We start from the raw sequence: 14,350 nt of genomic DNA, 5'->3' as shown, positions 1-14,350 counted from the left end.
GCGCGAACGGCGGAGCGCCGACCCTGCCGCATCACTTCGACCCCACCGTGATCTCCCGCACGTCGGGGATGGACGTGTGCGGCCCGACCATGGAAACCACGTTCCCGACCCGCTCGGGGTCGTAGGCGTGGAAGGCGGAGCGGTAGAGCACGAAGACGCTGAGGGCCTCGTCCACCACGTACTCCTCCACCTGGTGCCAGAGCTCGGCAGCCCGAGGATCGTCGCTGGTGATCGTCTGCAGCTCGGCCACCATGGCGTCGAGCTCGGCGTCCTCGTAGCCGCAGACGTTGCCGATGGACGGCCCGGACCACTGCTCGAGCCGGCGAAGCCCGGCCTGGCTCGACACCGGCGTGAGGCTGACCGGCGCCCGCGGGTTCATGTAGGCGTCCTCGATGAAGTTGGACGTCTGGACGATGTTCATCGTGACGCCGATCTGGGCGAGCTGCTGCTGGATCACCTGGGCGGCTTCCGGCAGGCCCTGCCCGGGAGCCGGGACGATGTCGAAGGTGAACCCGTCCGGCAGTCCGGCTTCGGCGAGCAGCTCCTGAGCACCGTCCGGGTCGTAGGGGTAGACATCATCGAGGTCCGGGTTGTGGAAAGGATGCCCCTCCGGCCAGATGCCCGCGGCGGGGATGGAGGTGCCGCCGTAGACGGCGTCGTTGATGGCGTCACGGTCGATGGCCATGCTGAGGGCACGCCGCACCAGCGGGTCGGAGAAGGGCTCGTCCCGCTTGCAGGTCGTGAAGCTGGCGAGCTGGTTGGGATCAGGGACCACGGTGGTCTCGTAGCTGCTGTTGACGGCAGCGAGGTTGGGGTAGTCGAGGGGGATCCAGTCGACCTGTCCGGCGCTCAGCGCCCCGACCGCTGCCGGGATGTCGGGCACGTTGACGAACTCGATCCCGGCGATCCCGATGGAGTCCGCGTCCCAGTAGTCGGGGTTCTTCTCCAGCACCATCCCCTCGGTCACCGAGAAGGACACGACACGGAACGGTCCAGCCCCGGCCGGACGCTCGAAGTCCGTCCCGGGCGGCACGATCACCCCGGCAGCGCCACGTAGGCCGAGCTCGACCCATGAGGCAGCGGTGCCATCGGGGACCGAGAGGCGGAGCGTCGTCTCGTTGACGACCTCGACCTCCTCGAGCGAGTAGAAGGCCGGGATCATCGACGGCAGTTCCGGCGTGGCGAGGTACGCCTCGAGCGCCGTCTTCACGGCCGCGGCGTCCAAGGCGCTGCCGTCGGGAAACTTCAGTCCTTCCCGCAGCACGATCTCCACGGTCTCGGCGTCGACGACCGTGACCGACTCGGCGAGGTCGGGGGTCATGCCACCGTCGGGCGTGAACCGCATGAGCCCGCCGTAGATCAGGTGATGGACGGGGATGTCGCCGAACGCATCCACGCTCTCCATCGGGTTCAATGTCAGTGGGTAGCCCCGTCCCGGCGCGTTGAACTGGTACGCGATGCGGAGCTCGCCGTTCGGGTCAGCTTGGCCCGTCCCCTCTGTCCTCGGGCTCCCACTGCCGCCACAGGCGGCGACACCCAGTCCCAAGACCGCCGCAGCCAGCCACGTCAGCAGCCGCCTGCCTCGTCCCCCCGTAGTCATCGTGTCCTCCCAAGGATCTCCGCCTGCGGCACTTCCCTCAGCCGCGCGGTGGATCTGTTGTTGGTGTGGTTGTTCTGGTCGCAGGAATCGCAGGAACGCGCTGCTGTCACGCTTCCTGCAGCTCGCGCCGACGCCGCTCCTGGTCCCGGGCGATCTCTATGAGCTGGCTCAGAGGCATGTCGCCGAGGCAGACGCGCTGCACCGTGCGCTTGCCGGCGCTGGGCGCAGCCTCCTCTTCCCGAGCGTGCTGGATGGCGATGTTGTCCCAGATGACGAAGTCGTGAAGCCGCCACTGGTGCCGATAGACCTGCCGTGGCGCGTACATGTGAGCGAACAGCTCCTCGATCACCTCATCGCTCTGGGCCTCGTCCAGATCGAGGATCCGGTCGGCGTGGTGTTCGGTGATGAAGAGGACCGGCCGCCCGGTCCGAGGGTGCAGCAGGCGGAGGGGGTGGAGCGCGATGAACTCGGGCCAGTCGCTCGAGATCACCGAAACGTGGCGGTGCCGCAGGGTGAGATCGGCCAGGAACTGCTGGCGCTCGGGGAGGAGCGTCGACCAGGCGCTGGCGCCGCTGACGTAGGACGTCGACGTGCCCCCTTCCGGCACAGCGATCGCCTGCAGGCTGATCGCCTTGAGCGGGTGGTCGGTGTAGGTGAAGTCGGAGTGGAACGGCAGCCGGATGCTCCCGGCGGCGGTGTCGTTGTCGAGCACCCCCCAGCGGCTCCCGTTGTCCTCGAGCACGTCGCCGAACCACTCCATGATCTCGATCTGGCGCTCCGGCTCGAGTGCTCGTCCGACCCGGAACAGCAGGAACTGATGCTGGTTGAACGCAGCACGCAGCGCTTCGATCTGGGAGTCGTCGACGGTTCCGAGTAGATCGACGTCGAGCACCTCGACGCCGAATCCCTCATGCAGTGGACGCAGTCTCATCCTGTGCCCCTTTCTGGTTCTTTGGACCTGTCGGTCCGACGGGCTCGAAGGCGGGGAGTCGGAACCTTCCGGTTTCGTCCTCACAGTCCACGAACGTCACCCGGACCGGCATGTTGATCCGGACCTCCTCGTTCGTGAAGCCGTCGGGGTTGCTGATGAAGAGGGGGCCTTCCTCGAGCTCGACGAGGATCGTGTCCCAGGGCACCGGAAGGTCGGGGTAGTACGAGCGCTCGAACGTGCACCAGCTGACGATCTGACCGGTACCGGACAGGCGCTCCCACTCCAGGACCGCAAGCTCGCAGCGCTCGCAGGCGTCGGGCACCGGCGGCCACTGGACGTGTCCGCAGTCCTTGCAGCGCTGCATACGGAGCTCGCCCGCCTCGCAGAACGCCCAGAACTCATCGTGTCCCCGACCGCGAACGCGCCGAGGGCGTCGTTGCACGCTCACGCGTCGGCCCTCCTCAGGACGAGGGGATGTGACGACTCGGTGGTCGTCAGCGAGAAGAGTGTCGTCGTGACATCGAGGATCTGGCGATCGCCGGCCTCGTGGCGAAGCTGTCGGGCCGCCTCTGCGAGGTGGTTCCATCCGTGCATGTACGCCTCGGAGAGGAGCCCACCGCTGATGTTCGTCGGCAGGCGGCCACCGACGTCCATCTGGCCGTCCTGGCAGAACGCCAGGCCCTGTCCGGGCTCGACGAAGCCATAGCCCTCGATCTGGTTGATCAGATGGATCGTCGAGGCGTCGTAGCCCTCGAAGTGCTGGACGTCGGCGAGGGAGACGCCTGCCATCTCGAGTGCGCCCCTGCCCGCTGCCTGGAGCTGCGTCCGTAGTCGTTCCTTGACCATGTGGTGCATCTTCGACTCCGTGACCTCGACGTCGGCCCAACCGGCGACGGCGACTGGTATGTGGCGCAGGTCGTTCGCCTCGTCCGTTCGACGAAGGATCAAGCAGACCGAACCGTCGTTCGGGATGCACAGGTCGAAGAGGTGCAGCGGCCGGACGATGTACCGAGACGCCAGGTACTCGTCGATCGAGAGCGGCTTCTGCATGATGGCGTTCGGGTTCCTCAGGGCGTGCTGCCGAAGCTCGACCGCCACGGAGCCCAGGTCCGCCTCCGTCGCTCCGTACGTTTCCTGGTAGTAGCGGAACATCAGCGCCCAATGGGCGGCCTGGGCGCTCCAACCCCACGGGTGGTAGTAGTAGTACGAGCTGCGGTCAGCTCCGACGTAGGTGTCGCCGCCGAACTGACGACCGCTGCCCCGTGACCGTGAGGCGTAGAGGACGGCGACGGTGTCCGCTCGTCCGCCCGCCAACGCCGTGACTGCGTTGGCGACGATCCCGGCCATGGACCCTGCGGAGTCGCTGAAGCGGGGCTGCACGCTCAGCGCCTTGGCGATCGTCTCGACACCGACCGCTCCGTAGTCCAGCGTGGAGATCAGACCATCGACATCGTCGCGCTCGAGCCCGCAGTCCTCGAGCGCCCTGCTGAAGGACCGCTCGGCGAACTCTTCGACGCTCGGTCCGACGTAGTCCGGGCCCCCCGCCCGCCACGCGGCGTAGTCCTCGCCGTAGTCGGTTTCACCGACCCCGACGATGGAGCCGATGCCACGCAGCGCGACGCTCGGTGCGATGGACCCGATCATCAGGGTCGTGCCGGCCCGACGATGTGCGCCTCCGTGCCACCCTGGGTCGTGAGGGCGAGCTCTGACAGTCGGCCCGGCACGAAGCTGACATCGTGGTCCCCCGCATGGGCCCGCAACGCGGCGACGGTGCACTGCTCCCTCGGACGGAGCGAGAACGGGTCGTAGTGGAAGATTCGCATCGCGTTCAGATGCGTGATCTTGTCGACCCGCGTGTCGTCGCCCACGAGACGCAGGTAGCGCCACGCCTCCTCGGGGGAGTTGGGCCACGTGCTGTCCGGGTGCGGGTAGTCGCACTCCCACGTCACGTTGTCGATGTTCATCAGGTCCAGGTTCCGGACGCCGTGCTCGTCGTCGATGAAGCACGTGATGAACCGCTCGTTGAACTGCTCACTCGGCCACCGCCCGTAGAAGGGATGGTCGGGCAGGTACTCGACGTGGTGCTTGTACGTGTAGTCGGCGCGCTCGAGGAAGTAGGGCACCCAGCCGATCCCACCCTCGGAGAGGGCGAACTGGAGCCCTGGGAACTTGTGCATCATCGGTGACCAGATCAGGTCCGCCGCCGTGGGGTAGATGTTGATCCCCGAACAGGTGACCCTCGTCAGCATCGGTGCATCGGGTGACGTCTGGATCATGAACGAGCCCGAGCCGATGTGGAGGCAGACCACGACCTCGAGCTCCTCGCACGCCGCCCAGAACGGATCCCAATGAGTGTCGTGAAGGGACGGGAGCCCGAGCATGTAGGGGTTCATCGAGAAGGTGACCGCGTGGACGCCCTTCGCGCTGACCCGGCGGATCTCCTCGGCCATGAGCTGGGGGTCCCAGATCGGGACGAGCGCGCACGGGATGGAGCGCTCCGGGTACGCACCGCACCATTCCTCGATGTGCCAGTCGTTGTAGGCACGGACCGCCGCCAGGGCGAGGCCGACGTCGTTCTGTGCGGCCTCGGCGAAGAGCTGGCCGGCGAATCGGGGGAACGACGGGAAGCAGAGCGAGCCGAGCACGCCGTTCGCGTCCATGTCCTTGACCCGCTCGTGGATGTTGTAGGTGCCGGGCCGGATGTCCTCGTACGAGGTCGGCTCGTCATGGTCGCCCTTGCCGCGGCCTGCGGTGGCAGCGGTGGTCAGGCTCGGCGCGGCGTGGCCGTCGAACACCCAGTTGAACAGGCCCTTGTTGTCGCCGACCACCCTCGGGGCCCGGTCCGCGTACTTGCTGGGCAACCTCCCCGCGAACATGTCCGGGGGCTCGACGACATGGTCATCGGTGCTGACGAGTACGAGATCATCGATCTCCACTTTGCTCCTCCGCTTGTTGTCGAACTGCGGCGCTCAGACGATGGCGCCGTGGGCCTTGAAGCCCGCGATGTCTTCCCACGTGTAACCGAGGGTGAGCAGAACGTCCTCGGTGTGCTCCCCGTGCTCCGGCGCCCGAGCCGGCGAGTTGGTTTGCTCGTCGAACTGCACTGGCGAGGTCACCATCGGAAGCGTGTTGCCGGTGATCATCTCCACGTCGGCGATGAACCCGTTCGCCTGGGCCTGTGGATCGTCGTGCACGTCGGCCGGTGTCTGGATCGGCGTCCACTGCCCGTCGAAGTCGTCCAGCAGTACCCGCCACTCAGCCAGGTCGTGCTCGGCGAAGATCGCCTCCAGCGTCTCCACACAGGCCCGTGAGTTCTCCTGCCGGACGGTGGCGTTCGCGAACCGAGGGTCATCTGCCAGCTCGGGACGACCCAGGGCCTTGCACAGCTCACGCCACCGCCCGTCGGGCTCGAGCATCATCAGCCCGACGAACCGACCGTCGGCGGTCGGGTACGACAGCACGAGCGGGTTCCATGCTTCGTACCGGTTCTGGCCGCCCGGCTTGCCAGCGATTGCGTGGGTGTTGCCGATCTTCGCGTTCACGATGTCGGGCTGGATCTGCCAGAGGCCCGCCGCGTACAGCGAGGTGTCCACCACCGAGGGCTGGCCCGTGGCCTTCCGGCCGTAGAGCGCCGTGCTGATGGCGCCTGCGATGATCAGGCCGCCGACGACATCACCGAACGCCGGCCGTGGACCCGCCGGCGGCCAGACCTCGCCCGGCGGCGTGAACACGTGCTGCATGCCCGTGCGGCCCCAGTAGACACCGCCGTCGTAGCCGCCTCGATGGCCGTCGGGACCTTGGGCGCCGAACGCCGTGCCCCGCACGTAGATGATCGATGCGTTGTCGGCACGGATGTCCTCGACGTCGATCCTCAGGCGCCGGCGGGCGTTGACCCGCACATTGGTGAGGAAGACGTCCGCCTCCGCCACCAGTTTGGACAGGATCTCCCGGCCCTCGGGGTGCTTCAGGTCGACACCGACGGACTTCTTCCCGCGGTTGGCCATCTGGAAGTAGGGATCGACGCCGTCGTGCAGGTGATGGAGCCCGGCTGTCACCAGCCCCCGGTACGGATCGCCCGTGACGGGGTGCTCGATCTTGGTGACCTCCGCGCCCCATTCCGTGAGAACGCCGCCGGCGATCGGCACGAACACGTGCGTCGCCACTTCCACTACGCGGACGCCGGCAAGGGGAGCCGTCATCGACCGACCCTCCTCTCCTGCACACGCTGTTCAAGCGCGGCTGTTCTCGACGCTGTAGCGCCCTCGACCATGCTCTCGGCCCCCTCGGTCCATTCGCTCACGCTGTCGCAAGCATGTTGATACAAATAACATGAGCGGTCAGGTATGTCAACAGTATTGAGACGTCACCGGCGCTCTCACAGGGTGAGCACCCAACCCAGGAACGCCAGGGGACGACCCGACGTAGGGGGCGGCGACATCGCGTTCCTGGCCGGGCACTCGCTGTTCGTCGGCGCGCTCGACGTCGGCATGGTGATCATCCGCACCCCCGCGGGCGTCGACGACGAGATCGTCGCCGTCCACGACGGGTCCGCGGAGGTGTCATCGGTGCCGGCCGGTCCGGCCACGGTGTCCGGCGGCGAGGCGCCGGGGTCGTTCACCGACGATCCTCTCGGACGTGGCCGAGCTACGCAGCCAGATCGACGCCGACCGGACCCGCGCCGCCAAGGAGCGGGCTGGAGCCGAGCTTCGCAACGGCGACGACGCCGAGGCCCAGGCCGCCCTGCGGCGGGCCGACGTGCGCCTCGCGGCCGTCGAGGGGCGCGGCGCTCACGCACTGACCCCCTTTCGGTACGCACCGGCGTGGGGCAGACTGCGCAGGTGGCGGACGTGCGTGCGGTGGTTGCCGCCGTCCTGACCGTCTCCGTGCTGGCCTCGGCCTGCAACGGGTCGGAGGACGGAGGGTCGGAGCCGGAGCCCGAGTCGGAGCAGGAGGCGACGGAGCCGGAGCTGTTCGAGGGCGGCGACTTCTATGCCGTGCCCGATCCGTTGCCCGAGGGCGAGCCGGGTGACCTCGTCCGCTACGAGGTGGTCGACGACGGGGCCGGTGGCGACTTCGCCATCTGGCGGATCATGTACCTGTCCGAGTCGCTGCAGGGCGACCCGATCGCCGTGACCGGGTCCGCCCTGGTCCCTACGGCACCGGCCCCCGCCGAGGGCCGGAACGCGGTCGCCGTGGCCCACGGCACCACGGGCATCTCCGATGTGTGCGCTCCGTCGCGGGACCCTTACGAGAGCCTCGACCTCGGCATGATCAGCGGGTCGCCGTTCCCGGTGCTGGCGTTCTCCGACTACGAGGGCCTCGGCACACCCGGTCGCCACCCCTATCTGGTGGGTGAGAGCGAGGGGCGTGGCACGCTTGACTCCCTGAAGGCCGCCCGGCAGCTGCCCGACGCCGAGGTCGGCGACCGCTACGGCATCTGGGGCTACTCCCAGGGCGGCCACGCGGCGATGTTCGCCCACCAGCTGGCCGAGGAGTGGGGACCCGACGACATGGACCTCGTGGGCACCGTCGCCGGCGCACCTGCCACCGAGATGCCGATGATCTTCCAATCGGCCGGCTCGCAGCCGGGCTCCGGGTTCTTCTACATGATCATCGCCGGCTTCGAGGCCGCCTACCCCGAGGCCGACCCGTCCCTCATCCTCACCCCGGCCGGCGTCGAGATCCTCGACGCGGTGGACAGGGGCTGTACCGGGGGCGGGATCTTCGCCGCCGCCGCGAGCCGGCCGACGAGCGAGCTGCTGCAGGCCGGCTACGTCGAGGCCAACCCCTGGCCCGAGCTGATGGAGGCCAACAACCCGGGCACGGTGGCCACCGACGACCCGCTGCTGATCCTCCACAGCGCCGCCGACGAGATCGTGCTGGCGACGTTCAGCGAGTTGACGTTCGAGCGGCTGTGCGAGCTCGGCCAGGTCGTGGAGCGCCGGGTGTACGAGCAGGGCGATGGCCACAACGCGGCGTCGGTCGACGCCGCTCTCGACGGGTTCGCCTGGCTGGACAGTCTGTTCAAGGGCGACGTCGAGCCCGTCGACGGCTGTCCGTGACCTGGCCTGAGACCGCCGTACCGGCCCACCACAGGTCCAGCTTCCTTCTATCAGCCCTGATAACTGCCCCTTGTGCAGCTCGACAGCAGCCCCGGCCCCGGCGGCGAGCCCGCCAAGAACCCGGACCGGGCCGACGCCGACACGCTCATCGCTCATCTCGAGGCCGTGGCGGCGGAAGGATCGACCCGTTCGCCTGAGCAAGGCGATCCATGATCCCCGTACCGGCGATGTCGCCGGTACGGGATCACGTACTTGGCATATGTGGGTGGGTGAGGCCCGCTGCCGGGGCTGCGCCGGGACGGTCACTGAGCAGCCGGTTCAGCCCGTGGGAGATCAGCAGGCACGCGGCGAGCACCGCGGCGATCAGCAGGTTGCGGTCACCGAACTCCCACCCCCTGATGACTCCGGCCGAGACGAGCAGCTGCACGGCGACAGCGCCGAGCGCCGCCGTGATCGGCCCGATGAGCCGGTTGCCCCGGACCACCCCACCGATTGCGACCGCGCAGAACAGCATCAAGAGCAGGGCCGAGCCGTCGTTGGCGGCAACCGCCCCGGTCATGGCCGCGGCCAGCGCCCCGTACGTCGCGGCCGCGGCCCCTGACAGGCCGAAGCCGACGATGACCTCGGGGCCTCGGGGCCCGCCGACAGGCTCGTGGCCGGCTCGACCCCTGAGGACGATGGCGACCGCCACGGTGACCGAGGTGAAGCCGAGCGCGGCCAACACCGCGAGGCCCGAACCCTCGACGTGCCCTTCCTCGAGCACACGCAGCGGCGAGCCCTCGACCAGCAGCCTGAAGGCAACCGCCTGGAGCACGAAGCCCGCCCCCAGCGACACGACGGCCGACGGCGCCCGGGTCGACCAGCGCAACACCCCGACGACCGCGCCGATCACCAGCCCGGCCATACCGGCGGCGATCAACCCCACCAGCACGCCAGTGTCGCTGACCTCGGCGTAGATGTAGCCAGCGAACGGGAGCATCCCCAAAGCCGACAGATCGACCTCACCCCACGCGAACAACAGCGCCACCGGCGCGGCGAGCGCCGCCAGGATCATGGCGAACGGAACGACGATGTCACCGAGGTAGCCGTCGGGCAGATCGCTCGCCGTGAAGTAAACGCCGAGAGCGACGATCCAACCCAGGCCGAGCGCCACCGCCGACCCGACCAGCTGTCCCAGGCTCAGGGCATCGGCCGACGCCGGCACCCGCGTCCCGTCAGGCACGTAAGTCGAGCTGACCGGCGGCGGCGGCGGGAACGACGGTGGCAACGTCTCCCCGGCCCCACCCAACGACCCTCCGCCATCCTCTGAAGCAACCATGCCCAGACGCTACTGAGCACCGCGGGACCGCGTCACCCGACCACCCAAGACTCGCCTTCCCCACCGAGTCGAAGTGACGCCAGCGAACGTAGCTCACCACGAGTTCCATGGATGTCGAGTCGGCGGTCACATGAAGTTGCGGGTGTGGAGGGAGGAGAGCGCCTCCGATTCGCCCGGCGTGAAGCCCAGCCGGTTGAGCCGCGCGCGGCGGTTCTCGTCCATGTCGCGCTGCAGGTCCTGGACCGCCGCCCAGCCGCGGGCGATGGCGGCCGGCGTCGCCTCTCCGGCCGCGAGGAGCACGAGGGAGTCGAACACCTCGTCGTTCAGCCCGGCGGTGCTGCGCAGCGCGTGGTGGCGACGTTCGACCGCTCGGGCCAGCCGGGGTCGGAGGTCGGGCTCGAGGCTGGCATGGCGTTCGAGGTGGCCCATCGAGAAGGCGACGTGGCGCGCTTCGTCCTGCCGGGTGAGGTGGGCGATCCGCCTCGTCAGCGCGTCGGGTGCGTGGCGCTCGAGGAAGCCGAGCAACGACACGAACGTCCCCTCGCCCATCACCGACAGGAGGAACGACGCCGTGGCGTAGTCGGGCTCGTCCAGCAGGGTCTGGAGCGAGGTGCGACCCGCCGCCCCGGAGAGCGCCAGCGGGGCTCCGGTCATGAGGGCGCGCCGGGTGAAGACCTCGATGTGGCGCGCCTCGTCCGCCACGGTGGCGGCGAGGATCTGCTGGATCTCGCGGAAGTGCGGGTGCACCTGGCCGAGGAACCGGGCGGGGACGACGAGGGCGGCCTCCTCGTTCTCGACGAGGAACGTCATGACCTGGACCACCGCGGCCTCGACGTCGGCGCCGTGGTCGAGGGGTGCGTCCCAGTCGATCGCCTGCGCCGGGTCCCACTGGCCGGCGGCCGCCTGGCCGTACAGCGCGTGGGCGCGCTCGGACCAGAGCGTGCGGCCATCGGCGAGGGAGAACGAGGGCGCCGGTCCTCCCGGCTCGACCATCGCGCCGCGAGCCGCGAGACCCCACCCGGGCTGGGGGTGGTCGTCGGGCGCGGCGCCGGCACCGGCACCGGCGCGCTCCGCACCGACCCACGCCGCGCCGGCGAACCGGCCGCGGGTGACGAAGCGACCGTCCCGCACGCGGTGGCCCTGCTGCCGGCACCAACTGGCCAGCTGACCGAGGAGGTCGGGATGCGACCCGCGGACCTCGATCTCGTCGGCGGAGAGCGCCAGCTTCACGAGGACGTGGGCGCCCTCGTCGAAGCCGAGGTCGCCCAGCTCGACGATCACCCGGGGAGGGTGCCGTCGGCGCCGTAGAAGCCGAAGGTGTCGACGGCCGCCTCGAGCAGGTCGTAGCCCGACGTGCGACCGGGCCGCCACTCCTTCAACCCCTCCAGCTGGAGCAGCGGTCGCACGGCCGGATCGTCGTACGACATGGCGGACAGCAGCGCGACGAACCGGTCGACGGTGGCCTCGGGTGCGTCGTCGAGCACGGTCATCGTGCAGTGGTCGTAGGTGGCGGTTCGGGCGAGGACCCGCACTGCCCCGGCCTCGACGGTGCCCTCCCTGGCGAACAGCAGGTCGTTGCCGTCGATCACGCACGCGGCGTCGACCTCGCCGGCGACGAGCGCCTTCACCGCGTCGCGCTCACCGCCGACGTGGTCGCCGTGCTTGCCGACCATCACGTCGAAGCGACGGACGGTGAAGTCGTCGCCCGGTGCCAGTCCGAGGCCCGCCAGGTGCGCGAGGGGCAGGAGCGTCGCCTGCGGTGAGTCGGACGCGCCGGTCGCCACGGTGCGGGCGGCGAGCTGGGCCGGTGCAGTGATGCCGCCGGCGTCGCGGACGAGGATCGACGACCGGAGGTCCTGGTCGCTGTCGCGCATCGCGACGGCCCGGGCGGTGCGCCCTGCGGCCTCCGCCAGGCGACGGGTGCGCACCCACGCGAGCGGCGAGTCCCAGGTCACGTCGACGTGGCCGGCCAGATGGGCCTCGGCCTGAGCCTCGTAGTTGGAGAACAGGACGTAGTCGAACGCGAAGCCCTGGCCGGTGAACCAGTCCTTGAACCCCTCCCAGATCGTGACGACCTTGGGGTCGTACGCGACGGCCCCGAGCACGAACGGCGTCATCCGAACAGGGGAAGGCCGCTGATGGCCCGGCCGACGAAGTCGCGGAGGGCATCGCTGGTCGGCGCCATGACGACGGCGGCACGTGCGTCGCGCAGGTGGCGCTCGATCCCGATGTCCTTGCGGAACGCCGCTCCTCCTCCGACGCGCATGGCGATGTCGAGGACGGCGAGCGCGGTGTCGCCGGCGACGGCCTTCGACTGGAGCATCCGGAGGGGCGCGTCCTCCCGGCCTGTCGTCAGCGCGGCGACGGCATCGTCGACGAGCACCGATGCCGCGTCGGCCCGGTTCTTCATCTCGGCCAGGTGCTGGCGCACGACCGGCTGCTCGGCGAGGGTCTGGTCGAGGTGCTCGAGCCGGGCGGTCGTGGCGTGCGCCAGCGTCTTGGCGATCGCCGCGTCCATCAGTCCGAGGCTGCACGACGCGTTGAGCACCTGGAACACCGGCAGCACGACGCCGAGCGCGATGTCGAGACCCGCACCGTCGTCGCCGAGGCGCGCCGTCGACTGCACGCCGGTGGCCAGCACGGGGCTCGACGCGTTGCCACGGAGCCCCAGCCCGTCGAACGGGGCGCCGACCTTCAGCCCCGCCGCGTCGGCGGGGACGAGCCACAGCGTCGCCGCCCCGGGCGTCACCGCCGGTCGGCTGGTCCACACGTAGGAGTCGGCTTCGCCGGCGGACGTCACCCAGCTCTTGCTCGCATCGAGGACGCCGTCGGCCGTGGCCGTCGACAGCGGCGCCCAGAAGTGGCTGCGCGAGCCGGTCTCGGAGAAGGCGAGCGTCGAGAGGTGCGTGCCCGCGGCGATGGCCCGTCGCACCTCCTCGGGCCCGTGCTGCTCGATCACGGCGGCGGCGCAGTAGTGCATGCAGACGACCATCGCGGTGCTGCCGCAGCTGGCAGCCAGCCGGCGGATCACCTGGGCGGCTTCGTCCAGGCCGAGGCCCATGCCCCCGACCTCCGGGGCGGACATGAGGCCCAGCAGACCGTGCTCCGCGAGCGCGGTCACCGCCGCCCGGGGATACGCCCCGGTGGCGTCGACGTCGGCGGCCGCCGGTCCGACGACGGTGGCGACGATCTCGTCGAGGACGGGAACCGTGCTCATCAGCTGTCTCCGTCGTTATCGACGTCCTGTTCGGTCGGCAGGCACCGAAGATCCCGGGGCGGCACCGAGATCCAGACGGACGAGCCCTCCTCGTAGATGTCGTGGTCGGCACGCCAGACCCGGAACCGGGAGGTGCCGACCATGAGGGCATGCTCGGTGTGCGACCCGACGAACCGCGAGGCGACGACCTCCGCGCTCCAGCGGTTGGGGCCTTCGGGCTCCTGGGTCGACAGTGTGCAGCGCTCGGGGCGGCACACGAGGGTCGCGTCGCTCCCGGGCCGGATCTCCGAGCTGCCGGCGACGGCCTCCACCGGGCCCAGGTCGCTGTCGAGCGTGAGCAGGTCGCGGGAGTCGTCGTGCCCGGTGACGACCCCGGCGAACACGTTGGTCGTGCCGATGAAGTTGGCCACGTAGTACGACCGCGGCTCGTCGTAGATCGTCCGCGGCGGGCCGATCTGCGCCACCCGACCCTCCTGCATGACCGCGATCCGGTGGGCCAGCTCCATCGCCTCGATCTGGTCGTGCGTGACGTACACGGCGGCGAAGCCGAGCTCCCGCTGCATCGAGAGCAGCTCGAACCGGAGCTGTTCGCGGACCTTGGCGTCGACGTTGGAGAGAGGTTCGTCGAACAGGACGAGGCGCTCGTTGGAGACGAGGGCGCGGGCCAGGGCGACGCGCTGCTGCTGCCCCCCGCTCATCTGCCCGGGGTGCTGCCCGCCGAGCTCCGGGATCCCGACCATCGCGAGGGCGCTCTCGGCGCGCTCGCGACGCTCGGGCTTCGGGACGTGCGCGCACTCCAACGGGTAGGAGACGTTCTGCAGCGCGGTCATGTGGGGCCAGAGCGCGTACGACTGGAAGATCATGTTCACGTTCCGCCGCTCCGGCGGGACGTCGATGCTCCCCACCGGCGAGAACACCACCTCGCCGCCGATCTCGATGGTCCCCGAGGCCGGTTGCTCGAGTCCGGCGATGCTGCGCAGCAGGGTCGTCTTCCCGCAGCCACTCGGGCCGAGGAGGACCATGAACTCGCCGGGCGCCACCTCGATGGAGACGTCGTCCACCGCGTTGACCGTCGAGCCGTCGTCCCGCCGGAAGTGCTTGACCAGGTTCTGCACCCGCACGGCTGGGACCGGGGTGGCCGACGGGTCGGCCGTGGCCGCGGTGCCCGCGGCAGGAGACCGGTCGTCCGTGGGGTGGTCGTCATCGAGGACCGTCATGGGGC

At 69.7% G+C, this 14,350-nt stretch carries 14 protein-coding genes; 2 read left to right on the top strand and 12 right to left on the bottom strand.

The genetic code is table 11. The annotated features are described in order from the left end of the window. Positions 1-31: 31 nt before the first annotated feature. The 7 genes from VK611_08430 to VK611_08400 all read right to left on the bottom strand — a co-directional run bounded on the left by VK611_08430 (position 32) and on the right by VK611_08400 (position 7,149). Positions 32-1,405 carry an ABC transporter substrate-binding protein gene (locus tag VK611_08430; protein HMG41342.1) on the bottom strand — a complete coding sequence of 458 codons (1,374 nt, stop codon included), beginning with the start codon at positions 1,403-1,405 and terminating at the stop codon, positions 32-34. A 301-nt stretch (positions 1,406-1,706) separates the two neighbouring features. After that, entirely contained in the window at positions 1,707-2,531 is an 825-nt protein-coding gene (locus VK611_08425; GenBank protein HMG41341.1) for a TauD/TfdA family dioxygenase, read from the bottom strand. Further along, positions 2,509-2,973: an OB-fold domain-containing protein gene (locus VK611_08420; GenBank protein HMG41340.1), complete on the bottom strand. Its 465-nt coding sequence runs from the start codon at positions 2,971-2,973 to the stop codon at positions 2,509-2,511. The genes VK611_08425 and VK611_08420 overlap by 23 nt, the downstream gene beginning before the upstream one ends. 2 nt (positions 2,974-2,975) lie before the next feature. After that, positions 2,976-4,175, bottom strand: coding sequence for a thiolase family protein (locus VK611_08415; protein ID HMG41339.1), 1,200 nt, complete (start codon positions 4,173-4,175; stop codon positions 2,976-2,978). Then, on the bottom strand, positions 4,175-5,467 hold the full coding sequence (locus VK611_08410; protein HMG41338.1) for an amidohydrolase family protein: 1,293 nt from the start codon (positions 5,465-5,467) through the stop codon (positions 4,175-4,177). Before VK611_08410 ends, VK611_08415 begins: the two co-directional genes overlap by 1 nt. A gap of 33 nt (positions 5,468-5,500) precedes the next feature. Continuing rightward, entirely contained in the window at positions 5,501-6,730 is a 1,230-nt protein-coding gene (locus VK611_08405) for a CoA transferase (protein ID HMG41337.1), read from the bottom strand. A gap of 176 nt (positions 6,731-6,906) precedes the next feature. Next, positions 6,907-7,149 carry a hypothetical protein gene (locus VK611_08400; GenBank protein HMG41336.1) on the bottom strand — a complete coding sequence of 81 codons (243 nt, stop codon included), beginning with the start codon at positions 7,147-7,149 and terminating at the stop codon, positions 6,907-6,909. A 17-nt stretch (positions 7,150-7,166) separates the two neighbouring features. Here VK611_08400 and VK611_08395 point away from each other — a divergent pair, with 17 nt between their 5' ends. Further along, positions 7,167-7,406, top strand: a complete 240-nt coding sequence (locus VK611_08395; protein ID HMG41335.1) for an ATP synthase delta/epsilon chain alpha-helix domain-containing protein — start codon at positions 7,167-7,169, stop codon at positions 7,404-7,406. Beyond that, positions 7,370-8,593, top strand: coding sequence for a lipase family protein (locus tag VK611_08390; GenBank protein ID HMG41334.1), 1,224 nt, complete (start codon positions 7,370-7,372; stop codon positions 8,591-8,593). Before VK611_08395 ends, VK611_08390 begins: the two co-directional genes overlap by 37 nt. Before the next feature lie 244 nt (positions 8,594-8,837). Here the strand turns inward: VK611_08390 and VK611_08385 are convergent, their stop codons facing one another. The 5 genes from VK611_08385 to VK611_08365 form a co-directional block, all read right to left on the bottom strand. Continuing rightward, the gene (locus VK611_08385) at positions 8,838-9,797 is read right to left on the bottom strand and encodes a hypothetical protein (protein HMG41333.1); all 960 of its coding nucleotides are present in this window, start codon (positions 9,795-9,797) and stop codon (positions 8,838-8,840) included. A 240-nt stretch (positions 9,798-10,037) separates the two neighbouring features. Then, positions 10,038-11,192 carry a ferritin-like domain-containing protein gene (locus VK611_08380; protein HMG41332.1) on the bottom strand — a complete coding sequence of 385 codons (1,155 nt, stop codon included), beginning with the start codon at positions 11,190-11,192 and terminating at the stop codon, positions 10,038-10,040. Further along, positions 11,189-12,028: a PhnD/SsuA/transferrin family substrate-binding protein gene (locus VK611_08375; GenBank protein ID HMG41331.1), complete on the bottom strand. Its 840-nt coding sequence runs from the start codon at positions 12,026-12,028 to the stop codon at positions 11,189-11,191. Before VK611_08375 ends, VK611_08380 begins: the two co-directional genes overlap by 4 nt. After that, positions 12,025-13,128 carry an acyl-CoA dehydrogenase family protein gene (locus VK611_08370; GenBank protein ID HMG41330.1) on the bottom strand — a complete coding sequence of 368 codons (1,104 nt, stop codon included), beginning with the start codon at positions 13,126-13,128 and terminating at the stop codon, positions 12,025-12,027. The genes VK611_08375 and VK611_08370 overlap by 4 nt, the downstream gene beginning before the upstream one ends. Continuing rightward, positions 13,128-14,345 carry an ABC transporter ATP-binding protein gene (locus tag VK611_08365; GenBank protein ID HMG41329.1) on the bottom strand — a complete coding sequence of 406 codons (1,218 nt, stop codon included), beginning with the start codon at positions 14,343-14,345 and terminating at the stop codon, positions 13,128-13,130. Before VK611_08365 ends, VK611_08370 begins: the two co-directional genes overlap by 1 nt. Between the last annotated feature and the right edge of the window lie 5 nt (positions 14,346-14,350).

The organism is Acidimicrobiales bacterium, assembly GCA_035316325.1.
GTDB lineage: Bacteria > Actinomycetota > Acidimicrobiia > Acidimicrobiales > VFJN01 > DASXTK01.
This window is presented reverse-complemented; position numbering and strand designations above follow the sequence as displayed.